Consider the following 24193-nt stretch of genomic DNA (forward strand, 5'->3'; position numbering starts at 1 on the left):
GTCTCCGGGGTCAGTCGGGGATCTTGAAAGTGTAGGTCCAGGAGAAGCGGCTTGCGGCGTGTACGCCTCGTGCGAATTCGACCACGCGGCCGTCTTCGGTGTACGTGCGGCGTTGCAGGACCATGACAGGTTCGCCTGCGGGGAGTTCGAGCTGTTCGGCCTCGGCGGGCGTCGGCATCCGCGCGTAGAAGGTCTCGGTCATGGTGTCCGGCTCAAGGCCTTGCAGGGTGAGGACCAGAAACCCGCCGCCTCGTCCGGCTGGGCCGGGGGTTGGGTCGACGATGGGCGTGCCTTCGACGTCGGCAGGCCGGTAGTAGCTGGTGAGTACGTGGGTGGGTTGGCCGGCGTCCTTGACCAGTCGTGCCCGCTCGTAGACCGGGGATCCGACGATGACACCGAGGGCGTCGGCGACTTCTCGGTCAGCTTCGATCTTGGCGACGGTCTGCGTCTGGTCGGTCGGCTTCCAGTCGCGGCCGGAGGCTTCGCGGTCGGCGACGAAGGCGACGGTGTCGCCGTACTTCCACTTGCTCTTCGCGTACCGGTCCTTGCCCAGGCGCTTCATAGGCGGGCGTGCACGGACAACCGTCCCGCGTCGTCTGATCGGCGTGACCAGTCCTTCGGCTTCGAGGACCCCAACGGCCTTGCGAACGGTGTTGACGTTGACGTCGTACTCGTCGGCCAGCTCGTCTTGCTTGGGCAGCGTGGTGTCCGGGGCGTAGTCGCCCCGCTGGATCGCGTCTCGCAGGATCGCGGCCAGCTCTCGGTATCCGGTGCCCACCTGGTCCTCCTTCGTCGGTCGATAACGCTAGCGGTATCACCCCATCATGGTCTACGGAGCCCGATAGAGATAGTTCTATTGACAACTCGCGCGACGAAGCGCTTAATAGAACTACCTCTAACAAGGTGTAAGCCCGCTAGGGCTCCAGAGACGACAGGAGACAGACGACATGGCGATCGCCAAGGGACACCGTTTCGAGATCGACTTTGATGCTGCGTTCCCGCTGGGGCTGGTGATGGTCGGTGAGGTCTCGCCGGACAACGAGTACCAGTCGCGGGAGGACAGGTCTGCTGGCCGACCTGTTCGTCAGCGGGTCGACGAAGTGACGGGCAAGCGTCAGTGGAAGGCGACGGTCACCGACCCGAGCGAGACCAACTCCAAGCGCGCGTCCTACGACGTCACGTTCCTGGCAGATGTACAGCCGGTGCCGACCACGTCGGAGGTGCTGCCGGGGATGCGGCCGATCGAGCTGGAGGGCCTGACGGCTGAACCCAAGGTGGCTGGCCAGGGCGAGTTCAAGTACCAGTCCTACCTGTTCCGCGCGACCGGCTTCAAGGCCGCTGCCTCGGGTGGCGTGTCCAAGTCGGGTCGGGCTTCCAGCGCTGCTGAGTCCACGCCCAAGGCAGCGTGATGACGGGCCGGGTGCCTGGTAGTCAGGGCGTGGCCGTGGTTCCACCGCACCTGGTCCAGGCCTGGGAGGCGGCGTACCGCCACTACAGCGCGATGACGCAGCGGACGGCGCAGAGCGGGGATGCTCTGGCGGCGCATGACATGGCCGTCGCTTCCTTCGCGGTGGCGTCGGCGTGGCGGGAACTGGCGACTCAAAGCCAGTTGCCCTGGTGGGTATTGGCTGCGGTGACGGCGGCGGCCGAAGGGTTCGAGGACAACGGGCGGTCGTGGGAAACGCGCGCCTACGGGGAAGGGCAGGTCCGTGGCGTTCAACGCGATGTGGAAGCCGGGGCCGCAGGCGGTGGCGGGGATGCAGGGCCATGGTTCGGCGGATCCGGCTCTGGTGATCTATCTGGATCCGGACAGCCTGGCGATTCTGCCGCCGTCCGACCCGGCCGTGTGGCCGGAGTTCATCCGGCTCCTTCGCCAAATCCGCGACAGCGCGGACGAACTGGCCGTCTTCCTCGGCAAACACACGACGGTGCGCGATGACGACGCCCGGCCGGAATGAGCCACAAACGTTGAAGGACGCGCACCTCGTCGCATCCGCTCGTCGCCCGAAACCGGGATCGAACCTGGAGACGTGGCTGAAGTTCCATCAGGCCAACGCGCGCATGTACCGCGAAGTGTCCGATGTGGACCGAGGGCACCACCATGAACTTCGTTACTGGGTGGGTTACGAGGAGCGGAAGGCGGAGGAGGTGGCCGCGCAGATCCAGAAGAACAAGTCGGAAGCTAGCTGAGAACCGAATAGCTGTAGGAAAACGTGCGTGGGGACGTGCGGCGTACAAACACGTCCTCACGCGTTTCCCTCGGCTCGTAAGGCGCAGAACCGGTACCTGGCCTAGGAAACCTCGCCGGTCCTGCGCTGTCCACAACCACTGGGAAGTGAACAATGACAACGCTAAACGATGGCAACAAGCGTCCGCTAGACGGGGTCACCCGAACGCGCTGCGCAGTCTGTAAGCGGTTCGCGAAGCTGCTGCCCGGCGAGACCGAGTGTGCTCCCTGCCGGGGAATGCTTCCGCTGGATCTGACCGGCGGTGGTCGCCGATGAACGCGAACGGACTCGGTCTTCTCCTCGTCGGCGGTGGGGTGCTGGGTGTGGTGGTGTGGCTGCTGCACAAGCTCGGCCGCGCCTTGGCCACGATCGCGGAGGTTCTCGCTGCGGCTGCGGTGGTCTTCATTGCCCTGTGGTCGGCTCTGAAGTTGTTGGTGTGGCTGGGAAAGCAGGTCTTCGCGCACTGGCGGACCAGCCTCGGTGTGATTGCCGTGGTGGCCTGGTGGCAGTGGCTCGGCTGGCTGTCGCTCGCGATCACGACGGGGTCGGTCGCGGTGGTCTTGGTGGTGTGGCGGCTGCTCGACGTGGTGTCGTTCGACCGGTGCTGTGGCCGGTTTTTGCGGGCGTGGTGGTTGCGCTGGTTCACCTACGCCCGGAAGCTGCCGGGCTGGCTGCACGCCTGTGGCCTGTCCATCTCTGACGGCACTGTGCCTGTGGAAGTGACCGTGAACCTCGTCGGCCGTCGTCGGAAGGCGGTGTCGCGTACTGCGGGCGGTGCTGCGGTGCAGGTGCCGAAGGTGCTGGGCGTGAGGTCGGGGCCGTCGTGGGATGAGGTTCGTGTCCGGCTCGTGCCAGGGCAGAAGCCGGAAGACTTCGACGACGCTGCCCGCGCCCTGGCCGTGGCTCGCAAGGTCACGCGGTGCCAGGTCCGGGAGCTGGAACCCAATGTCGTCTCCCTCGACTTCCAACGCCGGGACCTCCTCAAGACACCGGTGGACTGCACGGAGCTGCCCGAGCTGGTGGCCGTCGATGCAGTGGATCTGCGGCGGGTGTTCGCCGGACGCACTGAGTACGGGAAGGACTGGCGGGTTCCGCTGACCGGTCCGGGCGCTCACATGCTCGTCGCCGGGGCGACAGGGGCCGGGAAGAACTCCGTGATGTGGTCCCCACTGGTGTCGGCCGCCTCGGCGATCCGGACCGGAACGGTGCGCGTCTCGGGGATCGACCCGAAGGGGATGGAACTCGCCTACGGACGTGGAATCTTCGTCCGCTACGGGGTTGCGGGCAAGGAGGCGATCGAGGTCTTGGACGACCTCCTCGACGGTCTCGAATCTCGCAAGCGCGAGTTCGCCGGACACACCCGCAATGTCCCCATCTCCACCGAGAACCCCTTGGAGGTCCTGGAGTTCGACGAGATCGGGGCACTCACCAAGTACACCGACCGCAAGACCCGTGAAGCCATCGTGGAACGGGTGGCGATCCTGACGACGCAGGGCCGTGCGCTGGGCTACACGGTGCGGGGCTATGTGCAGGAGCCGACGAAGGACACGGTTCCGGTTCGGGAGCTGTTCCCTCGGCGGGTGTGCTTGCGCGTCACCTCGAAGACGCATGTCGGGATGGTCCTCGGTGATGGCGCGTACGAGCGCGGGGCGTGGGCGAACCGGATCGAGGAGTCGGCTGCGGGCGTCGGCTACGTCTGGGGCGAGGGCATCCGCGAACCCCTGCGGGTCCGTGCTGGCTGGGTCCCGGACGAGACGGTCAAGGCGCTGGAGACCTACGTGACCAACGACGGTGCCCACGTGATCGACCTTCCTATCCGTCGCGGCGGAGAGGAGGTGGCGGCGTGAACCGCGTTTTGGTGTTCCTCGATGCGATCCGCGATCACCTCGACTCCTACTCCTTTCCGCCGGTTGCGTCCGTGCGGGTTGGGATTGGCTCGGACCCCGGGTCTGTCCAGCTCGACACCGACCGTCTGACGGACGTGGCGCGGGGCCTGGTCGTCTGGGCGGATTCGCTAGAGAACGTGACCGCCTCTATCTGGCGGGTGCCCCATGGCGGCCGTGTGCATCTGGAAGTACAGGGCCGGACTCCCTGCGGCATCCCGGTCTTGGTCTACGGCGGAGTCCGGTTCGACGAAGCGACCTTCCCGGATCTCCCTGCGGGGATGCGGCAGGAGATGCCGGTGTTCGTGCTGCGGCAGTGGAACAGCGCTGGGGAGGTGGCAGCGTGACAGGCACCAAGGAAGCCGCGGTGACCCCGCCGGCCAACTCGCGGGCCGCTCGGATGCGCGAACCTCTGGCCTCGGACGTAGTCAAGGCGACCGCTGAGAAGCACGGGGTCTGTGTCCGGCCGTTCACGATGGAAGTCGGGGATACCGAGACCGGTGAACTCCGGTACGTTCCCGTCCCCTGCGGCTCGACCGTGGAATCGGTGTGCCTGCCGTGTGCCCGGAAGGCGAAGGCGCTGCGACAGGTTCAGTGCCGCGAGGGCTGGCACATCGACACCGAACCGGACTTCACGCCGGAACCACCGACCGAGACACAGACGGAGCTGTTGGCGTTCCGGGCTGACCTGGTCGCGGCCTACCGCGAGGTGAGCGACCAGGCCGAAGCCGACGAGCTGAGGGAGGAGATCCAGGGCGTCGACGACGAACTTCGGCAACTCGGGATGCGCGGCCGCCTCCCCTCCATCGACCTGCCCACGAAAAAGGCGGTCAAGCGGTCGACCAAGCGGCGACAGGACGCGCCGAACCTGCCTCGACGCAAGGTCGCCAAGACCACGCTCGGACGGGAGTACGCGGGCAAGTTCCGGCCCTCGATGTTCGTCACGCTCACCTGCGACACCTACGGCCCTGTTCGCTCCGATGGTGCTCCGGTGAACCCGGCGACGTATGACTACCGGCGGGCGGCTCGGGACGCGGTGCACTTCTCGGCCCTGGTGGACAGGTGGTGGCAGAACCTGCGGCGAGTCGTGGGCTGGGACGCGCAGTACTTCGCGACCGTGGAGCCTCAACGGCGGGCCGCTCCGCACCTGCACGCGGCGGTCCGGGGATCGGTGCCGCACGACGTGATCCGCCAAGTCACCGAAGCGACCTATCACCAGGTGTGGTGGCCTGCGCACGACGAAGTGGTCTATGTCGATCGGATGCCGCTGTGGGACGGCGACCGCAGGGTGTTCGTCGACCCCGACACCCGCGAACCACTGACCGACTGGGACGACGCTGTTGAAGCCGTGGAAGACCCGGCGCACGTGGTCACCTTCGGCCGCCAGGTGCACTCGAAAGGCATCCTCGGTGGCTCGGAGGAAGCCGGGCGGCACATCGGCTATCTCACGAAGTACCTCACCAAGTCCACCGGTGAAGTCGTCGAAGCCGACACCGTGCGGCAGAAGGACCATCACGACCGGTTGCACGCGGAGCTGTCGGTGACACCGTGCTCGCCTCGGTGCGCGGTGTGGTTGCTCTACGGGATCAATCCCAAGGGCGCCAACGGAAAGACCACGCCAGGGCACTGCAAAGGACGGGCGCATGGGCGGACCACGCTCGGCCTGCCGGGGCGGCGAGTGCTGGTGTCGCGGAAGTGGTCCGGCAAGACGCTCGTCGACCACAAGGCGGACCGGAAGGCGTTCGTCCTGGAGGCGCTGGCGGCGGTCGGGATCGAGAAACCAGCACCGGACCCGGCTCGGCTCGTCTGGCGCAAGGTCGACGCGGGCGACGCGGGCGACGCCAATGTGCCACCTCGGGACCACCTGGTGATGCACGCGATCTCGGAACGGATCACGTGGAAAGCCGAGTACGACAAGGCATTACTCGCCGCGCAGAGTCCGCCAGATCTTTCGGCAACTCCGCTGGCAGCTTAGGAACTGGGGGCGAAACCGTGGGAAAGAACTATCTGACAGTCGAAGAAGCAGCCGAGTACCTGAACACGCGCGTCCGGTTCGTGAGGCGGTTGATCGCGGAGCGGCGCGTGGCGTTCCACAAGGTCGGCGTACACGTGCGGTTCGCGGTCGCTGATCTTGAGGAGTTCATCCAGGCCGGTCGGGTCGAGCCGATCACGCGGGCGTCGGTGATCCGGGACCTCGGAAGGGCGGCCTGACATGGCGAGTAAGCGAGGACGCCGGGGTTTCGGCAATGTCCGGCAACGAGCATCGGGGAAGTGGCAGGCGCGCTATCCGGGACCGGACGGCCAGATGCGGAACGCTCCGACGACGTTCGCCAGCAAGCGCGCGGCCGAACAGTGGTTGTCAGTGACCGAAACGCAGATCATCAAAGGCGAATGGATCGACCCTGAGCGGGCGAAAGTCACGCTTGGGAACTACGCAGACCAGTGGATTACACAGCGGCCTGGCCTCCGTCCGCGCACGGTCGAGTTGTACCGGTGGCTTCTGCGGAAGCACATCGAAGCGGATCTCGGCGGCGTCGAACTGGGCAAGTTGTCGACGGCGATCGTTCGGCAATGGCGTGCGGATCGGCTGGCGGCGGGAGTGTCGGAGTCGGTCACTGCCAAGGCGTACAGGCTGCTGCGGGCGATCCTGACCACGGCGGTCGACGAGGACAAGATCTTGCAGCGGAACCCCTGCCGGGTACGGGGTGCCGATAAGGAGAACCCGGCTGAGCGGCCGATTGTCACCGTTCCACAGGTATTCGATCTGGCTGGGCGGATGCCGGAGCGGTTTCGGGCACTCGTGCTGCTGGCCGCGTTCGCGTCCCTTCGTTGGGGTGAGGTGTCGGCTTTGCGGCGGTGCGACGTCGCGGAGGATGGGAGCTGGGTTCGGATCTCGCGGGCGCTGGTCGAGGTTCCGGGTCGTGGGCTGATCGTCGGTCCGCCGAAGTCGCGGGCAGGAGTGCGGACGCTGATCGTTCCGGCGGCGATTCGGCGGGACGTGGTGAAGCACCTCAACGCGTTCGTGAAGCCGGATCACGACGCGCTGCTGTTCACCGGTGAGCGTGCGGGCAACCCCGTGCGGCGCCCGAACTTCAGTCAGCGGACCAAGTGGACGGAGGTCGTGGCGAAGATGGGGCTCAAGGGCCTGCACTTCCATGACCTCCGGCACGCCGGAAACATCTGGGCGTCGAAGGCGGGCACGTCGACCAAAGACCTCATGGCGCGGATGGGGCATGACGACATGCGGGCGGCGCTGATCTACCAGCGCGCGACCAGCGACGCCGACGAACGGATCGCTGATCGGCTCTCGAAGCTCGTCGACCAGCACCGGAAGGGCGGCACGGACGACGATGACGACGGTCTGAGCGGTCAGCCGGTACCGGTCGGCTAATGGCCCATTAATGGCCCAGCCAGAAGATCGGCCGGATAAAGCGAAAGCCCCAGGTCCTAAGTGGACATCCACTGACCTGGGGCTTTCGCATGAGAGCGGATGACGGGAATCGAACCCGCGTATTCAGCTTGGGAAGCTGATGTTCTACCATTGAACTACATCCGCAGTGCTCGGCCAGCATACATGGTCCGGATCTCCCCTTGCCAAGACCCCGCCCGCCTTGACGTCGCCGCCGAAAGTGACAACACTTGTTGTCTACCTCGGAGGTGATCCGGATGGGCGAGCGGCTGCCTGATCCCGAACTGTTCCGCCAAGGCGGGTTCCGGGTCGCGTCGAGGCTGTTCATCGAGGGCGACATCAGGGGTGACGAGCGCCAGGTGGCCCGGCTGCGGCAGTTCGCGCAGCGGGAGGATCCGGCGGCCGATGTGTTGGTGCCGTTGCTGCGCAAGGGCGGCCAGCCCAAGTTCGAACAGGCGCTGCGGCAAGGCATCGACAGTGTCCAGAGGCCGCCGGAAGAGCTCGAAGCCTTCTTTCGCAACGTCGAGGCGACGCCGTACTGGGTCGACCGGGACCGCCTTGACCGCGGAGCGCGGGCGATCACGCGTGCCGGGTTGCTCGGGCTCTTCCCGCTCGGCGACGTCTCGTTGATGGGCGGCTATCTCGCTTCGCGCGCTACGAAGTCGCTCGTCGGTACCGGCGAGATCGAGTACAAGGCCGCACGCCGTCTCGTCGAGACGGCGACGTGGTGGATCCACGTGACGACACCGGGCGCGCTGGTGCCCGGCGGCCGCGGGTACGAGTCCGCGTTGCGGGTGCGGATCGTGCACGCCCACGTCCGCGCGGCCATGAACCGCCGCAAGGACTGGGATTACGCGGCGTGGGACAGGCCGGTCAACCAGGTCCAGACCGCGGGCACGCTCCTGCTCTTCTCCCTCGTCTACGTCTTCGGCACCCAGCTGCTCGGGCTCCGCTACAGCGCCCGCGAGCGCGCCGACATCCTGCACCTTTGGCGCTATGTCGGCTGGCTGATGGGCGTCGACGAGGAACTCCTGCCCGCCGGCGAGGACGACGCCTGGCGGCTGCTGTGGCTGCTCGCGACCACCGAGTTCATTCCCGACGACGATTCCAAACGGCTCGCCGCGGCCCTCATGAAGGCCCACGCCGGGATCGGCGACGGCCGCGGCGCGCTCGGCAAGGTCCTCGCGCACGTGTCGGTCGCGGGGCACGGGGCGATCAGCAGGCTCCTGCTCGGCAAGACCAACGCCGACTTCCTCGAACTGCCCGACGATCCGATCGCCCAGGCGGCCGTGGTCGCGGCGGCCGGGGTCAACTTCGCCGCCGAGACGGTGCGGCGGGTGGTGCCCGGCGCGACGGCGCTCCAGGAGCTGATCGGGGCGGCCGGCCGTCGTCACTATCTACGGCAGGTGACCAAGGTGTTCGGGCTCGACCCGACCTACGGCAGGCACATGAATGCCGCTTGACTACGCTGATCGCGTGCTCCTCAGCGACCGTGACCTCCGTAAAGAGCTCGACGCCGGCCGTCTCGGCGTCGACCCGTTCGACCCGACGATGGTCCAGCCGTCGAGCATCGACGTGCGACTCGACCGCTTCTTCCGCGTGTTCGACAACAGCAAGTACACGCATATCGACCCGCAGCTGCAGCAGGACGAGCTGACTTCGCTGGTCGAGAAGGAGGGCGAAGACCCCTTCGTCCTCCACCCCGGCGAGTTCGTCCTCGGCACCACCTACGAGACCGTCACACTCGCCGACGACCTCGCCGGCCGCCTGGAGGGCAAGTCCTCCCTCGGCCGCCTCGGCCTGCTGACGCACTCCACCGCGGGCTTCATCGACCCCGGCTTCTCCGGCCACATCACCCTCGAGCTGTCGAACGTGGCGAATCTGCCGATCACGCTCTGGCCGGGCATGAAGATCGGCCAGCTCTGCATCTTCCGCCTGTCCAGCGCGGCGGAGTTCCCGTACGGCTCGAACGAGGCCGGTTCGCGGTACCAGGGGCAGCGGGGCCCGACCCCGAGCCGCGCGTACAAGAACTTCCACCGCGTCGACACCTGGAGGTAGCGCGTCAGCCCACTGGGGCTTCCCAATCGATCCGGTGCCGCCACATGAAGGCGTTCGGATCCTCCGCCGGTGGGTTCTTGAACGCCCGCGTGAGGAAGAAGTCCCGGATCACCCGCCCGACGGGCCCGACCGCCTTGTCGTCGCCGTTGCGCTTGCCGCGCTCGACGACGGCTTCGACGCGCTCGCGCCGCAGGCCTTCGTAAACGGCGAGCGCCTTCGGGATCGAGGGCACGTCACGCAGGCATCGCGCCAGCGTGACGGCGTCCTCGATGGCCATCGCGGCGCCCTGCCCGGCCGCGGGTGAGGTCGCGTGCGCGGCGTCGCCGATGATGACCATCCGGTCCGTCCGCCAGGTCGGCACGCTCGGGAAGTCGTACGTCGCCCACGGCCGGTAGATCTCGCGCGTCGCGCGCACGATCTCGACGGCCGGGGTGCGGTCCACCGCCAACCCCCGGATCAGGTCCTCGCGCCACGTGGTGGTCACGGTGAGGTCGGCCGGCGACGGCTCACGCTTCCGGGGGACGTTCGCGAACCACCAGACACCCCCGTCCGGGTGGACGACGTGGGCGAAGAACAGCCGCTTGCCGAACGTCATGTGCATGACGCCGGGTTCGTCGTCCAGCCCCAGGCCTTCGGCCAGCCCGCCCGTGTTCAGCAGCGGCACGTAGCGCGGTGACGGCGCCTTCGGGTCGATGATCGTCCGCACCCGCGAGCGGAGCCCGTCCGCACCGATCAGCAGATCGCCTTCGGCCGACGATCCGTCTTCGAAGGTCGCGAGGACGCCGTCGCCGGTCTCGCGCGCGTCGGCCAGACGTTTGCCATAGCGGATCTCGATACCGCGTCTGACGGCTTCGTCGCGTAGGCCGATGTAGAGCTCGGAGCGCAGCACCGTCTGGCTGACGGTGCCGTCCTCGAGCTGCCCGCCGAGGGCGAAATCCGCCAGCTCACGTCCGTCGCCGAGGTGCATCTTGATCCGCGGCGTATCGAATCCCAAGCCCTTGACCAGGCTTTTCAGTCCCAGTGGCGCCAGTGCGTCTAGGCCGTTCACCGCCAGGGTCAGGAACGCGCCGACCCCTTCCGCGGTCCGGTCGTACGCCTCGTGGATCACCGGCTCGTGGCCCGTCTCGTGCAGTGCGATCGCCGTGATCGTGCCCGCGATACCCCCGCCGGCGATCAGTACCTTCGCCATGTTGTTCACCCCATCGAATCTCTTAGAAACTAATTCGTTCTATCGAACTAAAGACTCCGCTAGGCTGGCCGATGTGTCAAGCGAGCGAGCGGAACTGGTCGAGCGGATCCTCAACGGGTCGCGCGCGCTGTCGACGGAGACGGTCATGTTCCACACGGCCATCGCCGAGCTGAGCGGACTTTCGGCGGTCGAAAGCAAGGTGACCGACTACCTCGCCCGCTTCGGGCCGCAGACGCCGAAGGCCCTTTCGCAGCTCTCGGGGCTCGCGCCGGCATCGATCACCGCGCTCATCGACAGGCTCGAAGGCAAAGGGATCGTCGCCCGGAAGCCGCATCCCGAGGATCGGCGGAAGGTCTTGATCGAGATCGACGCGGCGCGGATGAACGCCGTCGCGCCGCTGTGGGATCACCTGGTGAAGTCGGTCCGCGAGGCCTGCGAGAACTACGCGGACGGTGAGCTGGAGACCGTGATCCGGTTCCTCGCCGACGCGGCGGCGATCATGCACGACTCCACGGGCCGCCTCAGCCGCTGACCGGTATTACTACTTTCGGGGGTATTGCCGTAACCAGTTCGTGATAGTTTTCGGCCCCGTGTCCCCCAATAGAACACGAAGCCGGTTACTGCTTGTCACGCTCAGTGTCCTGCTGGGCGGGGTGATCGCCAGCGCGAGCTACCTGATGGTGACCGATCGGTTCCAGGGCACCGCGCTGAGCAATCTCTCACTCAGCGTCCCCGACACCAAGGGCAGACCCGGCGACGCCCTCGCGAAGCCGCCCGCCTACTTCGGCCAGACGTCCTCTCCGGCGCCGGAGGGTTCCGGGCCCGGCTCGGCCGCTCCGACGTCGTCCTCGGCGGCTCCCACGTCGTCCACCGCCCCGCCCAGCTCGTCCTCCGCCGCGGCCGAGCCGCCCGCGAAGTCTTCCGAGGCGCCCAAGCCCACTCCGAGCAAGGCTCAGGAGCCGCCCCGTTCGCAGGACAGCTCACTCGCCGGGCAGGTCATCGACCTCGTCAACGCCGAGCGCGCCGACGCGGGCTGCTCGCCGGTGAGCAACGAGTCGCATCTCGCCGCCGCCGCGCAGGGCCACAGCGACGACATGTCCGCGCGGAACTACTTCTCGCACACCACGCCGGAAGGCGTCACGTTCGACCAGCGGATCCGGGCCGCCGGCTACGACAAGCCCGGCGCCGAGAACATCGCCAAGGGCCAGTCGAACGCCGCCAAGGTGATGGACGCCTGGATGAACTCCGAGGGCCACCGCGCGAACATCCTGAGCTGCAAGCTGAAGAAGATCGGCGTCGGCGTCAACACCAAGGGCATGTACTGGACGCAGAACTTCGGCTACTGACCCTTGTCCCACCGTTCGGCGATGTCGCCGTAGCGGGCCAGCACGGCCGCGCGCAGTTCGGCGTCCGTGCGCGGGACCGGTTCGATGAACACCTCGGTGACGTCGCCGAAGGCCTCGGTCAGCTCGGTCGCCATCCGGACGCAGGCGCGTTCGACGTCCGCCGCGCCGAGTGAATCGTCGAAGTCGACGCGGGCGCAGACGAGCACCTGATCGGTGCCCATGAGCATGGTCTGCAGGTCGACGACGGCCTCGATCTCCGGCGCGTTCCTCAGGTGCTCCCGCACCCCGCGCACCAGCCGGGGATCCGCCTGCCTGCCGATCAGCAGGCCGCGGTTGGTCCGCCCGAGCACGTAGGCGACCAGCGCCAGCAGGACGCCGATCGCGATCGATGCCGCGCCGTCCCAGACGTGCGAGCCGGTGAGCTGGTGCAGCCCGATCCCGGCGAACGCGAGCAGCAGGCCGATCAGCGCGGCCGAGTCTTCGAACAGGACGGTCTTCGGCGCCGGGTCGTCGATCATCCGCAGGTACACGGAGACCTTCTGGCCCGAGGCGGCGGCGTCGCGGCGCACCTGCCGCACGGCCTGGAACCAGGAGACCGACTCGAGGGCGAACGCGATCGCGAGGACGATGTAGCCGACGATCGGATCGGTCTGCTCGGTCGCCTCGCCGAAGACCGTCGAAAAGCCTTCGTAGAGCGCGAACATCGCGCCGGAGGCGAAGATCGACACCGCCGCGAGCAGCGACCAGAAGTACCGCTCCTTGCCGTAGCCGAAGGGATGGACGCGGTCGGCGGGGCGGTCCGACCGTTTCAGCGCGGTCAGCAGGAGCACCTCGGTGATCGTGTCGGCCACCGAGTGCGCGGCCTCCGACAGCATCGCGCCGGAGCCGGTGATGATCCCGGCGATCAGCTTCAGCACGGCGATGGCGAGGTTGACCCCACCCGCCAGCACCACCGTCAGGGTGCTTTCGTCACCGGATTCTTCACTCACCTCGCGTAGCGTAGTGCGGGTGCGCCGATCTCACAGGCGACGCAATCCCTGCAGGACGCGTTCCATCAAGGCGAGTGCCGGATGACCGTCGAATTCAGCCTGCGTTTCATGAACGGTGACCAAACCGAGTTCGGCCATGTCACCCAAAAGGACCTTTGCAACGCCGAGTGGAACGCATAAGGACGCGGCCACTTCGGCGACGGAAGTCGGACGACGGCAGAGTGATCTCACGGAATGGAATTCGATGCTGAATCCCGGCGCGGTCCACGGTGCGTCGTTCCGGACGGAAATCATCGCTTCGATCGCGAAGTTCCGCTTGGACTGCGTGCGTCCGCCCGTGCGGACGTACGGGCGGACGCGCGTGCGTTTCCGTTCCTGTCGCGGCGGCCGCCGCGCGGCCGGGATGCTGGGGATGGTCGCTTCCTGGGCCACCCTGGCGAGTGCCGCGGACGACGGGATACGGGCGGTCGGGCGAACGGTCGGTGATCCCGGTGTGGCGAGCCGGTGCTCCCTGGCCGAGCGGAGTTCGTGACGGTTGCCCATTGATTCCTCGCCCCTTTTTTCCGGATCCGCTGCAGCCTATCGCCACGGTGTACCGCCGAACGGGTAATGGAACGAAATAACCGCACCGGGGATAAAACAAGAGGGGACATTCTCTCGCATTATGTGCGAGAGAATGTCCCCTCCGGGTGTGACGTTCTACTTGTCTTCCTCGGGCAGCGGAGTTCCGGTGGCCGTTTCGTCGGTCGGCGTGTCGGCCTTTCCGTCGAGTTCGGCGTCCGAGACGGTGTCCAACGAGGGCGCTCCCGCCGGGACCAGTTGCGGCTCCGGCTTCCGCTTGACGGCCGTCAGCAGCAGTTGCGCGACGTCGACGATTTCGACCTTCTCGCTCGCCTGGCCGTCGCTCTGGCGAGCGGTGAGGCCGTCGTTGAGCATCACCTTGCAGAACGGGCAGCCGGTCGCGATCTTCGACGGCGCGGTGCCGAGCGCTTCGTCGACGCGCTCGACGTTGATCCGCTTGCCGATCTTCTCTTCCATCCACATCCGCGCGCCGCCGGCACCACAGCACATCGACCGGTCGCCGTGCCGCGGCATTTCCCGCAATGTCGCGCCGGTGGCCCCGACGAGCTCACGGGGAGCGTCGTAGACCTTGTTGTGGCGGCCCAGGTAGCACGGGTCGTGGTAGGTGACGTCCTCGGCGACCGGGGCCACCGGGGTCAGGTGCTTCTCCCGCACCAGGCGGTTGAGCAGCTGCGTGTGGTGCACGACGTCGAACTGGCCACCGAGCTCCGGGTACTCGTTCGCGAGGGTGTTGAAGCAGTGGGCACAGGTGACGACCACCTTGCGCGCCTTGCGTTCGCGGCCCTCGAACACCGAGTTCAGGATCTCGACGTTCTGCTGCGCCAGCATCTGGAACAGGAACTCGTTGCCCGCGCGGCGGGCCGGGTCACCGGTGCAGGACTCCTCCGAGCCGAGCACGGTGTACTTCACGCCCGCGATGTGCAGCAGCTCCGCGACGGCCCGCGTGGTCTTCTTCGCGCGGTCCTCGAACGCGCCGGCACAGCCGACCCAGAAGAGGTACTCGGTGTCGCCGAGGTCGCCGTCGAACACCGGCACCTCGAAGTCCAGGTCCTCGGTCCAGGCGAGCCGGTCCTTGGCGTTCTGGCCCCACGGGTTCCCCTTGTTCTCCAGGTTCTTGAACATCCCGTTGAGCTCGCTGGGGAATGCGGACTCGATCATCACCTGGTAGCGGCGCATGTCGACGATGTGGTCGACATGCTCGATGTCCACCGGGCACTGCTCGACGCAGGCGCCGCAGGAGGTGCAGGACCACAGGACCTCGGGGTCGATGACGCCGCCGTCGTCGCCGACGAGCGCCTTCTGCGACTCCGCGATCGCGAGGACGTCGATACCCGCGTACATGTTGTCGCCGGACAGACCGACCTCGTCACCCGCCATGTCGCGCTTGCCGCCCGCGAGCAGGTACGGCGCCTTCGCGTAGGCGTGGTCGCGAAGCTGCGTGATGACGAGCTTCGGCGAAAGCGGCTTGCCGGTGTTCCACGCGGGGCACTGCGACTGGCAGCGCCCGCATTCGGTGCAGGTGGAGAAGTCCAGCCAGCCCTTCCAGCTGAAGTCCTCGATCTTGCCGACGCCGAAGGTGTCCTCGTCCGGGTCCGCCTCTTCGAGGTCGAGCACCTTGCCGTTGCTCATCATCGGCTTGAGCGCGCCCAGCGCGACGCCGCCGTCGGCCTCGCGCTTGAAGTAGATGTTGAAGAAGGCGCTGAACCGGTGCCAGGCGATGCCCATGGTCATCGTGCGCGCGATGACGATCAGCCAGATCGTGGCGCTCATCAGCTTGACGAAGGCGAACACCGAGACCAGGTTCGGGCTGGCGGGCAGCAGCTCACCGAGCGGGTGCGAGACGAACGCGGCCCAGACCGGGGTCTCGTGGACGTCCAGCGCGGACTTCGCGGCGCGGACGCCGATGATGCCGATGCCCTCGATGAGCACGACGGCCTCGATGAAGTACGCCCACTTGAAGTTGGAGCCCTGGAAACGGGACTGCCGGTCGGCGCGGCGCGGGTGGTTCTTCTGCCGGACCCAGATCAGCACCAGGATGCCGACGATGGTGCCGACCCCGAGCAGCTCCATGAGCAGCTGGAACAGCGACCAGTCGTCGAGGATGGGCCAGCCCCACGTCGGGACGAAGACCTCGCCGTACGCCTCGAACAGCGCGAGCGACCCGATCAGGAAGCCCCACATGACCAGCCAGTGCGCCGGGCCGACGCTCTTGACCTTGTTCATGCGGGTGTGCGCGGCGAATTCCTTGATCAAGGTCTTCATGCGCGGGATGAACGGGCCGTTGCGGGTCGAGTCCGGCTGACCGAGGCGGATCACCCGCACGAAGCGGGCGATGGTCGCGAAGAACATTCCCCAGGCGACGACGCCGAGCAGGACCGCGATCCCGCCGAGCGTCAGCTGTACAGCGCCCATTGTCGGGTGCCTTTCGTCCGAGTGAAGCTGTGGTGGTGGAGGCAGACTAATGCTTCTTACTGATGGGTAACCCACTGACCGCGCCCAAGTCCCACCGATGTGGTGTACGCCTCTCTTGGTTTTAAGACGATCGTCCAGGTAGTTTTTGTGACATGGGTGCGTATCTCCTTCTGGCTTTGGCCATCGCCGCTGAGGTATCCGCGACGGTGTCGTTGAAACATTCCGAGGGCTTCAGCAAGGTGGGGCCGTCGATCGTCGTGGTCGTCGGATACGCCGTCGCGTTCGTCGCGCTCGCGTATGTACTGAAGGCGGGTGTGCCGGTGAGCGTCGCGTACGCGATCTGGGCCGCGGCCGGGGTCGCGCTGGTGGCGGCCGTCGGGATGGTGTTCTTCAAGGAGCCGGTCAACCTCTCCGTGATCGCCGGTCTGGTACTGGTGGTCGGCGGCGTCGTGTTGATCGAGGCAGGGAGCGCGCACTAAGTGAAGATCCAGGTCGACGGCCGCAAGGCCAGGGGTGAGAAGCGGCGCGAGGAGATCATCGCGGCCGCGTTGCGGGTGATCGAACGGGACGGCGTCGCCGGCGTCACCCATCGGACGGTCGCCGCCGAGGCGGGCGTGCCGACGGCTTCGACGACCTATCACTTCTCGAGCCTCGACGACCTGCTGATCGCCACCCTCATCTCGTGCGCGCGGGATATGGCGACCGAGGTCTACTGGATGATCGACCGCGCCCGGTCGCGCGGCAGCCGCGGCGCGGAAGAGGTCGCCGGGCTGCTCGCGGAGGCGCTGGGCCCGCGCCGGGGGCGGACGATGGCGGAGTACGAGCTGTACCTGCTGGCCGCGCGCAAACCCGAGCTGCGGCCGGCCGCCCGGCGCTGGCTGGACGTGCTGACCTCGATGGTCCGGCACGACGACGAGGTCGCGTTCCGGGTGTTCCTCGCCGGGATCGACGGTCTGCTGATCCAGGGCCTCATCGACGACGAGCCGCCGTCCGCGGAGGAACTGCGGCCGGTGGTGGACTACCTGCTGAAACCTCGTTGACCTGCTGGGTAGCGTTCGGAACATGAGGATCGTCGGCGCGTACGAACTGGATGACGACCCGGCACGGGTGGACCTCGACGTGGTGTGGAAGCACCTGTCCACCGGCGTCTACTGGGGCAAGTGGCGAGACCGCGAACTGGTCGAGAAGGTCTTCAGGAACGCTTGGCGCGTCGTGGGCGCGTACGAGACCTCGACCGGTCGCCTGGTCGGCTTCGCGAGGGCGTTCTCGGACACCATCGGCAGTGCTTATCTCGCGGACGTCTTCGTCGTCGATGAGGCGCGTGGCGCGGGGCTCGGCAAGGAACTGGTCCGGGAGATGATCGACAACGGGCCGGGCGCGGAGTTCCGGTGGATGCTGCACACCGCCGACGCGCACGGGCTGTACCGGCAGTTCGGCTTCGGCGACCCGCCCGAGGGGCAGTACATGGAGCGGGGCCGGGCGAACGGGCAGTGCTGAAGGGGACCTTCCCCGCATGAGACGTGGTGAAAGCGTCCTTCACCGCGTGCCATGCAGGGAAAGCGTCCTTCAGCCCTTGTTCTCGTGCAGGGCCGTCAGCGACGCCCGGGCGATCGCGTGGCCGAAGAGGTTGAAGCCGAGGAACGCCGGCGTCGCGTCTTCGCCGACTTCCAGCTTTTCGACGTCGACGGCGTGCACCGCGAAGATGTACCGGTGCGGCCCGTGTCCGGGCGGCGGAGCCGCGCCCAGGAACTGCTTCACGCCGCCGTCCCCCTTCAGGGTGACGGCGCCCTCCGGCAGACCGGAGCCCGCTTCGTCGCCCGCGTTCGCGGCCAGCGCGGTCACCGACGCCGGAATGTCGAACACCGCCCAGTGCCAGAATCCGCTCGCCGTCGGGGCGTCGGGGTCGTAGCAGGTCACGGCGAAGCTCTTGGTCTCGGCGGGGAACCCCTCCCACGACAGCTGCGGGGAACGGTCCTCGCCGCCCGCGCCGAAGATCCCGGAAAGCTGGGGTGTCGGCAGGAAGCCGCCTTCTTCGATGTCGGTGCTGCTCAGGGTGAAGGCAGGCAGATCGGGCAGGAAGCTGTACGGATCGGGTGCCTGCGGCATGCGTCCTCCTGGTCGTTGAACAGATGACGGAGCCAGGCTAGGCCGTGTCCTGTAAGTCTGTTCGATGGGCTTTGTGATCCAGGTGGTTCCTGGCGGCGCGGGCGGGTCGGCCTCGTACCGGGTCGTACTCGGCCGAGCCCGCCCGTGCCGTCAGGGACCGCCTGGGCGCGAAGACCGCGAACATGACTTGCCGGACAGTGCCTGGGACCCCGAGGACCCGGGCGCGGGTTCAGGGACGAATCCGGGGGTTACCCCTATGTCCAAGCCGTCGTGGTGCCCTTAGCGTCGGGTTACACGAAAACCTGCTCTGGAGGGACTCAAGACCATGGCGCGCCCACTCCTCGCAATCGGCGGCATCGCCTTGATCGGCGTCGGTGTCCTCACCGGCCTCGGCTGGTGGTGGCCGTCCGACGCGGAGGCCACCGCGGAGGTGGCCCAGCCGATCCGCAGTGTGCGCATCGACAACGAGGAGGGCCGCGTCAAGGTTCACGCGGGCGAGGGGCCGGTGCGGATCCACCAGCAGTTCGAGTACCGCGGGAGCAAACCGGGCGACGCCTTCCGCGTGGACGGCGACACCCTGGTCCTCGCCGACTGCGGCTCGTCCTGCGAGGTCGCCTACGACGTGGTGGTCCCGGCGGGTATCCCGGTCTCGGGCAAGCTGGACTCGGGGGCGCTCGACATCGCCGGAGCGTCCACTGTGGACGTCACGGTCGACTCCGGCCGGGTCGAGGTGCGCGACGTGCCGGGCACTGTGAAGGTGCGGTCCGAAGCCGGTCGCGTCGACCTGGCGAACATCGGGCAGGCCGTCACGGTGCAGGCGGCTTCGGGCGGTATCAAGGGAGAACGGCTCGGCGGCAACGTCGAAGCGCGGACCGACAGCGGCCGTATCGAACTCGAACTCCTCAAGGGTGCCGACGTCACCGCGCGGACCGACAGCGGTTCGGTCGAGGTCACCGTCCCGTCGGGTGAGTACAACGTCACCGGCGACACCGGCAGCGGCCACCGCGACATCGGCGTGAACCAGTCCGGTTCGGCCCAGCACAAGCTCGATCTCAACACCGACAGCGGAAGCGTCACGGTCAAAGCGGCCTGACAGACTTATCGGGGGAATACTTTCTCATGGGGAACAAGGAGAAGCGCGTTCTCGGCGCGCTCGCTCTCGGCGCGCTGACCGCCTTCGGGATCGTCGGCTGCACAGGGGAATTCCAGCAGAAACTGAGTGACGGCGCGCCCGTCACCGAGCAGATCACCGCGATCCGGGTGGACGTGCCGGTCGGCGCGGTCACGCTGCGGGTCGAGGACGGCGCGCCCGTCTCGCTGCGCCGCGAAGTGACTTATAACGGCAAGAATCCCGGAAAGACGTACAGCGTCGAGAACGGCACGCTGGTCCTCGGCGGCTGTCAGCAGTGCGGCGTGGACTACGACGTCGTGGTGCCGCGCGAGCTGGCGATCTCCGGGTCCATCGGCACCGGCAAGATCACCCTCGCCCGCGCCGCCTCGGTCGACCTGAAGGGCGACGTCGGCGACTTCAAGGTGATGGGCACGTCCGGGCCGGTCAACCTGCGCACCGGCACCGGCGACATCGAGATCGGCCTGGCGAAGCCGGGCGCGGTCACCGCGAACGCGGAGGTCGGCAAGGTCGTCGTCACCGTTCCCGACGGCGCGTACCAGGTCCGCGCGAAGGCGGAGACCGGCAAGGTCGAGACCGGTGGCGTGCGGCAGGACCAGGCTTCGGCGAACGTCCTGGACCTCCAGTCCGGCACCGGCTCGATCACGGTGAAGCCCGCATGAAGGCGCTCGCCGCCGTCGCCGCGCTGACCCTGCTTCCGCTCACCGCGCTGCCGGCGTCCGCCGCGTCCGGGATCGACTGGAAGCCGTGCGCGACCGAGTACGCGCCGACGCTGGAATGCGCGAATCTCCGGGTGAGCGGCGGGTTTTCGATCGCGCTGGCGAAACTGCCCGCGACCGATCCCGGGCGCCGTATCGGTTCGCTGCTGACGAATCCGGGCGGGCCGGGTGGTTCCGGGGTCACCGTGCTCAAGTACGGCGGCCGCGGTTTCGCGCTGGACAAGCCGGAGATGGCCGAAGTGCGGCAGCGGTTCGACGTCATCGGATTCGATCCGCGCGGCGTCGGCGAAAGCACGCCCGCGATCACCTGCGGGCCGGATCTGCACGATCCGGCGGTCGGCCGGTTCCCGCGGAGCCGCGCCGACTACGACAAGCTCCTTGCGCACAACCGCGCGTCGGGCGAGGAATGCCTGAAGCGGACCGGGCGAGCACTGTCCTCAATGGACACTTGGCACGCCGCGGACGACATCGAAGCGATCCGTGGCGCCCTCGGCGAGCCGAAGGTGAACTGGCTCGGCGTCTCCTACGGTTCCGAACTCGGCGCCGTGTACGCGGAGAAGTATCCGAACCGCATCCGGACGATGGTGCTCGACGGCGCCGTCGACCACTCGCGGCCGACCAGGCAGGCGGTCCTCGAAGAAGCCGTCGCGACCGAAGGCGCCCTCAAGGACTTCGCGAAGTGGTGCACGACGTCGGCCGACTGCGTGCTTCGCGGCAAGGACGCCCTCGCCACCTATGACGCCTTGATGCGGACGCCCGGCGGCGTGCCGTCGAAACAGCTCGGGCGGAACGTGACCGCCGAGGAGATGGCGTCCGGGGTCTACGGCAACCTCATCTTGCCCGCGTTCTGGCCGGGCTTGGCGAAGGCGATCGACGCCGCGACGGCGGGCGACGCGGACGGACTGCTGCCGTATTCGCAGCTCGACCCGTCCTATGGCGCGTATCGCTCGATCGGCTGTCACGACTTCGGCTCGCCGTTCACCTCCTACGCCGACATGAGGGCGATGCAAGGACTGGTGAAGACGCTCTCGCCGCACGGCTGGCGGTACTCGGAGTTCTGGGACATGGCCAGCGGGTGCGCGGCCTGGCCGGTGCCCTCGGCGTACCTGCCGCGGCCGCAGAAGGTGAGCGGCGCGGCGCCGATCCTCGTGGTCGGCGGTGAACACGATCCGGCGACGCCGCTCGTTTGGGCGAAGGGGCTCGCGAGGAACATCGAGAACTCGACGTTGCTCGTCGACGCCGGGTACGGGCACACGGGGCTGCTGAACTCGGCCTGCGTGCGCTCCGAAGAGGTGAAGTACCTGGTGAGCGGTGTCACACCCGCTCCGGGCACGGTCTGCCGGTAGTCCGGGAACAAGACGACCGTGCCGCACGTTGAGCCGGATACAAGGTTGAGTGAGGGTGACTCAAGTCCGGCTTGACGGAAGCCCCACCATCCCGATACAACTTGCGTTGAGCCCACTCAAGGTGGGTGAGAACGTGCAGGTCACGAACTAGCAGGAGGATCACACCATGGCGCGAGCGGTCGGCATCGACCTCGGCACGACCAACTCGGTCGTCGCTGTCCTTGAGGGCGGCGAGCCGACGGTCATCGCCAACTCGGAAGGTTCACGCACCACCCCGTCCATCGTCGCCTTCGCCAAGAACGGCGAAGTGCTGACCGGTCAGCCGGCGAAGAACCAGGCCGTGACGAACGTCGACCGGACCATCCGGTCGGTCAAGCGGCACATCGGTACCGACTGGAAGACCGAGATCGACGGCAAGGCCTACACCTCGCAGGAGATCAGCGCCCGCGTGCTGATGAAGCTCAAGCGCGACGCCGAGGCGTACCTGGGCGAGACCATCACCGACGCGGTCATCACCGTCCCCGCGTACTTCGAGGACGCGCAGCGGCAGGCCACGAAGGAGGCCGGGCAGATCGCCGGCCTGAACGTGCTCCGCATCGTCAACGAGCCCACCGCGGCGGCGCTGGCGTACGGCCTCGACAAGGGCGAGAAGGAACAGACCATCCTGGTCTTCGACCTCGGTGGCGGTACGTTCGACGTCTCGCTGCTGGAGATCGGCGAGGGTGTCGTCGAGGTCCGCGCGACCTCCGGTGACAACCACCTCGGCGGTGACGACTGGGACGAGCGGATCGTCACCTGGCTGGTCGACAAGTTCAAGTCGTCCAACGGCATCGACCTCACCAAGGACAAGATGGCGCTCCAGCGCATCCGTGAGGCCGCCGAGAAGGCGAAGATCGAGCTGTCCAGCTCGAACTCGGCCAGCATCAACCTGCCGTACATCACCGTGGACGCGGACAAGAACCCGCTGTTCCTCGACGAGCAGCTTTCCCGCGCCGAGTTCCAGAAGATCACCTCGGACCTGCTCGAGCGCACCCGCAAGCCGTTCAACAACGTCATCCGTGACGCGGGTGTCGCCGTCGGCGACATCGACCACGTCGTGCTCGTGGGTGGTTCCACCCGCATGCCGGCCGTGTCCGAACTGGTCAAGGAGCTGACCGGCGGCCGCGAGCCGAACAAGGGCGTCAACCCGGACGAGGTCGTCGCGGTCGGCGCGGCGCTGCAGGCCGGTGTGCTCAAGGGCGAGGTCAAGGACGTCCTGCTGCTCGACGTGACTCCGCTTTCGCTGGGCATCGAGACCAAGGGCGGCGTGTTCACCAAGCTCATCGAGCGCAACACCACGATCCCGACCAAGCGTTCGGAGATCTTCTCCACCGCGGACGACAACCAGCCGTCGGTGCAGATCCAGGTGTTCCAGGGCGAGCGTGAGATCGCGGCGCACAACAAGAAGCTCGGCATGTTCGAGCTGACCGGTCTCCCGCCCGCCCCGCGTGGCGTGCCGCAGATCGAGGTCACCTTCGACATCGACGCCAACGGCATCGTGCACGTCCTCGCGAAGGACCTCGGCACGAACAAGGAGCAGTCGATGACGATCACCGGTGGCTCCGCGCTGCCGAAGGACGACATCGAGCGCATGGTCAAGGACGCCGAGGCGCACGCCGAGGAGGACAAGCAGCGCCGCGAGGAGGCGGAGACCCGCAACCAGGCGGAGACGCTGGTCTACCAGACCGAGAAGTTCGTCAAGGACAACGAGGACAAGCTGCCCGACGAGCTCAAGGGCAAGGTGAAGTCCGCGATCGACGAGGCCAACGAGGCGCTCAAGGGCACCGACTCGGCGAAGATCCGCGAGTCCATCGAGAAGCTGAACACCGCTTCGCAGGAGCTGGGCACCGCGCTCTACGCCAACGCCACCCCGGGCGCCGAAGGTGCCGCCGGTGAAGGCGCCGCCGGTGCGGCGGGCGCGGGTACCGGTTCGCAGGCCAAGGCGGACGACGTCGTCGACGCCGAGATCGTCGAAGAGGACGAGAAGGACAAGAAGTGACGGGACGCTACGACGAAACCGAGGGCCGGGGCCCGGAGGAACCGGTGGTCGTGCGGGACCGTAGGCGGATCGACCCGCTGACCGGTGAGGTCCGCCCGGCCGCCCCGGCCGCCGAACCCCAGGACGGCCCGAAGCACGCCGCCCCGGCCGAAGAGGCCACCGCGCAGACCGAGCCGGAGCCCGCCGCACACGCGGGCCCCGGCCTCGGGGAGTCCCTTGTGGACGATTCGGTGTCGGTGGCCACCGGTCTGGAGAAGGAGCTGGCGGAACGCACCGCCGACCTCCAGCGCCTCCAGGCGGAGTACGCCAACTACCGCAAGCGCGTGGACCGCGACCGCGAGCAGGTCGTCGTCGGCGCGAAGGCGTCGGTCGTCGGCGATCTGCTCCCGCTGCTCGACGACCTCGAGCGCGCGGAGCAGCACGGCGATCTGACCGGTGCCTTCAAGTCGGTCGGCGAGAAGCTGGTCGGAAGCCTGCAGCGGTCGGGCCTCGAGGCGTTCGGCACCGAGGGCGAGCCCTTCGACCCGAGCGTGCACGAGGCCGTGCAGCACAGCACGTCTCCGGACGTCGCCGGGCCGACGGTCACCATGGTCATGCGCCGTGGTTACCGCTTCGGCGAGCGTGTGCTGCGTCCGGCGATGGTCGGGGTCACCGACCACGAGCCGGGTGGCGCCCCGGTGGACCCGCCGGTGGGCGGCGAGCTGCCGCTCGAGGGCGAACTTTTCGATGAGAACAACCGCTGATCGGCGATACGGCGTG

Annotated in this window: 26 protein-coding genes and 1 tRNA gene; 20 read left to right on the forward strand and 7 right to left on the reverse strand. The window is 67.5% G+C overall.

The annotated features are described in order from the left end of the window. Window positions 1-10 precede the first annotated feature (10 nt). Window positions 11-778: a GntR family transcriptional regulator gene (locus ACSMFO_RS29665; protein WP_436461294.1), complete on the reverse strand. Its 768-nt coding sequence runs from the start codon at window positions 776-778 to the stop codon at window positions 11-13. A 169-nt stretch (window positions 779-947) separates the two neighbouring features. Between ACSMFO_RS29665 and ACSMFO_RS29670 the strand changes: the two genes are divergently transcribed. The 8 genes from ACSMFO_RS29670 (at window position 948) to ACSMFO_RS29705 (ending at window position 7502) form a co-directional block, all read left to right on the forward strand. Beyond that, window positions 948-1409: a hypothetical protein gene (locus tag ACSMFO_RS29670; RefSeq protein WP_436461295.1), complete on the forward strand. Its 462-nt coding sequence runs from the start codon at window positions 948-950 to the stop codon at window positions 1407-1409. 300 nt (window positions 1410-1709) lie between these two features. Then, entirely contained in the window at window positions 1710-1958 is a 249-nt protein-coding gene (locus ACSMFO_RS29675) for a hypothetical protein (protein ID WP_436461296.1), read from the forward strand. Beyond that, a complete protein-coding gene (locus tag ACSMFO_RS29680) occupies window positions 1936-2190 on the forward strand; it encodes an AMED_5909 family protein (protein ID WP_436461297.1) in 255 nt (84 codons plus the stop codon). Before ACSMFO_RS29675 ends, ACSMFO_RS29680 begins: the two co-directional genes overlap by 23 nt. Window positions 2191-2500: 310 nt before the next feature. Beyond that, window positions 2501-4075 (forward strand): FtsK/SpoIIIE domain-containing protein, encoded by a 1575-nt coding sequence (locus ACSMFO_RS29685; protein WP_436461298.1) that lies wholly within the window; start codon window positions 2501-2503, stop codon window positions 4073-4075. Further along, window positions 4072-4458: a hypothetical protein gene (locus tag ACSMFO_RS29690; protein ID WP_436461299.1), complete on the forward strand. Its 387-nt coding sequence runs from the start codon at window positions 4072-4074 to the stop codon at window positions 4456-4458. The genes ACSMFO_RS29685 and ACSMFO_RS29690 overlap by 4 nt, the downstream gene beginning before the upstream one ends. Window positions 4459-4511: 53 nt before the next feature. Continuing rightward, window positions 4512-6086, forward strand: a complete 1575-nt coding sequence (locus ACSMFO_RS29695; protein ID WP_436461343.1) for a replication initiator — start codon at window positions 4512-4514, stop codon at window positions 6084-6086. Between the two features lie 17 nt (window positions 6087-6103). Continuing rightward, window positions 6104-6322 (forward strand): helix-turn-helix domain-containing protein, encoded by a 219-nt coding sequence (locus ACSMFO_RS29700; RefSeq protein ID WP_101611401.1) that lies wholly within the window; start codon window positions 6104-6106, stop codon window positions 6320-6322. A 1-nt stretch (window position 6323) separates the two neighbouring features. Then, window positions 6324-7502 (forward strand): tyrosine-type recombinase/integrase, encoded by a 1179-nt coding sequence (locus tag ACSMFO_RS29705; RefSeq protein WP_436461300.1) that lies wholly within the window; start codon window positions 6324-6326, stop codon window positions 7500-7502. Between the two features lie 94 nt (window positions 7503-7596). On the opposite strand, the gene ACSMFO_RS29710 is transcribed toward ACSMFO_RS29705, so the two are convergent. Further along, a tRNA-Gly gene (locus tag ACSMFO_RS29710) sits at window positions 7597-7667 on the reverse strand. A gap of 110 nt (window positions 7668-7777) precedes the next feature. Here ACSMFO_RS29710 and ACSMFO_RS29715 point away from each other — a divergent pair. After that, complete coding sequence (locus tag ACSMFO_RS29715; RefSeq protein ID WP_436461301.1) at window positions 7778-8983, forward strand: oxygenase MpaB family protein; 1206 nt, start codon at window positions 7778-7780, stop codon at window positions 8981-8983. A 13-nt stretch (window positions 8984-8996) separates the two neighbouring features. Continuing rightward, window positions 8997-9578: a dCTP deaminase gene (gene dcd / locus ACSMFO_RS29720; RefSeq protein ID WP_436461302.1), complete on the forward strand. Its 582-nt coding sequence runs from the start codon at window positions 8997-8999 to the stop codon at window positions 9576-9578. 4 nt (window positions 9579-9582) lie between these two features. Here dcd and ACSMFO_RS29725 read toward each other — a convergent pair whose 3' ends face one another. After that, window positions 9583-10767: an FAD-dependent oxidoreductase gene (locus ACSMFO_RS29725; RefSeq protein ID WP_436461303.1), complete on the reverse strand. Its 1185-nt coding sequence runs from the start codon at window positions 10765-10767 to the stop codon at window positions 9583-9585. Window positions 10768-10840: 73 nt separating this feature from the next. Between ACSMFO_RS29725 and ACSMFO_RS29730 the strand changes: the two genes are divergently transcribed. Both ACSMFO_RS29730 and ACSMFO_RS29735 read left to right on the forward strand, forming a co-directional pair. Continuing rightward, window positions 10841-11299 carry a MarR family winged helix-turn-helix transcriptional regulator gene (locus ACSMFO_RS29730; protein ID WP_436461304.1) on the forward strand — a complete coding sequence of 153 codons (459 nt, stop codon included), beginning with the start codon at window positions 10841-10843 and terminating at the stop codon, window positions 11297-11299. Between the two features lie 121 nt (window positions 11300-11420). After that, window positions 11421-12113, forward strand: coding sequence for a CAP domain-containing protein (locus tag ACSMFO_RS29735; RefSeq protein WP_436461344.1), 693 nt, complete (start codon window positions 11421-11423; stop codon window positions 12111-12113). Here the strand turns inward: ACSMFO_RS29735 and ACSMFO_RS29740 are convergent. From ACSMFO_RS29740 to ACSMFO_RS29750, 3 genes are all read right to left on the reverse strand, one after another. Continuing rightward, complete coding sequence (locus ACSMFO_RS29740; protein ID WP_436461305.1) at window positions 12107-13102, reverse strand: cation diffusion facilitator family transporter; 996 nt, start codon at window positions 13100-13102, stop codon at window positions 12107-12109. The genes ACSMFO_RS29735 and ACSMFO_RS29740 overlap by 7 nt on opposite strands. Window positions 13103-13132: 30 nt before the next feature. Next, a complete protein-coding gene (locus tag ACSMFO_RS29745) occupies window positions 13133-13645 on the reverse strand; it encodes a DUF742 domain-containing protein (RefSeq protein ID WP_436461306.1) in 513 nt (170 codons plus the stop codon). A 156-nt stretch (window positions 13646-13801) separates the two neighbouring features. After that, window positions 13802-16096, reverse strand: coding sequence for a (Fe-S)-binding protein (locus tag ACSMFO_RS29750; RefSeq protein ID WP_436461307.1), 2295 nt, complete (start codon window positions 16094-16096; stop codon window positions 13802-13804). A 152-nt stretch (window positions 16097-16248) separates the two neighbouring features. Here ACSMFO_RS29750 and ACSMFO_RS29755 point away from each other — a divergent pair, with 152 nt between their 5' ends. From ACSMFO_RS29755 to ACSMFO_RS29765, 3 genes are read left to right on the forward strand one after another with little or no spacing between them, the layout of a single operon-like run. Then, a complete protein-coding gene (locus ACSMFO_RS29755) occupies window positions 16249-16575 on the forward strand; it encodes a DMT family transporter (protein ID WP_436461308.1) in 327 nt (108 codons plus the stop codon). Continuing rightward, the gene (locus ACSMFO_RS29760; protein ID WP_016338154.1) at window positions 16576-17136 is read left to right on the forward strand and encodes a TetR/AcrR family transcriptional regulator; all 561 of its coding nucleotides are present in this window, start codon (window positions 16576-16578) and stop codon (window positions 17134-17136) included. It abuts the gene before it with no gap. Between the two features lie 22 nt (window positions 17137-17158). Beyond that, a complete protein-coding gene (locus ACSMFO_RS29765; RefSeq protein WP_038521639.1) occupies window positions 17159-17593 on the forward strand; it encodes a GNAT family N-acetyltransferase in 435 nt (144 codons plus the stop codon). A 69-nt stretch (window positions 17594-17662) separates the two neighbouring features. Here ACSMFO_RS29765 and ACSMFO_RS29770 read toward each other — a convergent pair whose 3' ends face one another. Further along, on the reverse strand, window positions 17663-18202 hold the full coding sequence (locus ACSMFO_RS29770) for a YbhB/YbcL family Raf kinase inhibitor-like protein (protein WP_436461309.1): 540 nt from the start codon (window positions 18200-18202) through the stop codon (window positions 17663-17665). Window positions 18203-18527: 325 nt separating this feature from the next. Between ACSMFO_RS29770 and ACSMFO_RS29775 the strand changes: the two genes are divergently transcribed. The 5 genes from ACSMFO_RS29775 to grpE all read left to right on the forward strand — a co-directional run bounded on the left by ACSMFO_RS29775 (window position 18528) and on the right by grpE (window position 24177). After that, window positions 18528-19295 carry a DUF4097 family beta strand repeat-containing protein gene (locus ACSMFO_RS29775; protein WP_360083378.1) on the forward strand — a complete coding sequence of 256 codons (768 nt, stop codon included), beginning with the start codon at window positions 18528-18530 and terminating at the stop codon, window positions 19293-19295. 26 nt (window positions 19296-19321) lie between these two features. Then, on the forward strand, window positions 19322-19993 hold the full coding sequence (locus ACSMFO_RS29780; RefSeq protein WP_436461310.1) for a DUF4097 family beta strand repeat-containing protein: 672 nt from the start codon (window positions 19322-19324) through the stop codon (window positions 19991-19993). Further along, window positions 19990-21396, forward strand: coding sequence for an alpha/beta fold hydrolase (locus ACSMFO_RS29785; protein WP_436461311.1), 1407 nt, complete (start codon window positions 19990-19992; stop codon window positions 21394-21396). The genes ACSMFO_RS29780 and ACSMFO_RS29785 overlap by 4 nt, the downstream gene beginning before the upstream one ends. A 166-nt stretch (window positions 21397-21562) precedes the next feature. Continuing rightward, a complete protein-coding gene (gene dnaK / locus ACSMFO_RS29790) occupies window positions 21563-23434 on the forward strand; it encodes a molecular chaperone DnaK (RefSeq protein WP_016338148.1) in 1872 nt (623 codons plus the stop codon). After that, window positions 23431-24177, forward strand: a complete 747-nt coding sequence (gene grpE / locus ACSMFO_RS29795; RefSeq protein WP_360120691.1) for a nucleotide exchange factor GrpE — start codon at window positions 23431-23433, stop codon at window positions 24175-24177. Before dnaK ends, grpE begins: the two co-directional genes overlap by 4 nt. The last annotated feature ends 16 nt before the right edge of the window (window positions 24178-24193 follow it).

The sequence above is a fragment of the Amycolatopsis sp. w19 genome, from assembly GCF_051373225.1.
Lineage (GTDB): Bacteria > Actinomycetota > Actinomycetes > Mycobacteriales > Pseudonocardiaceae > Amycolatopsis > Amycolatopsis japonica.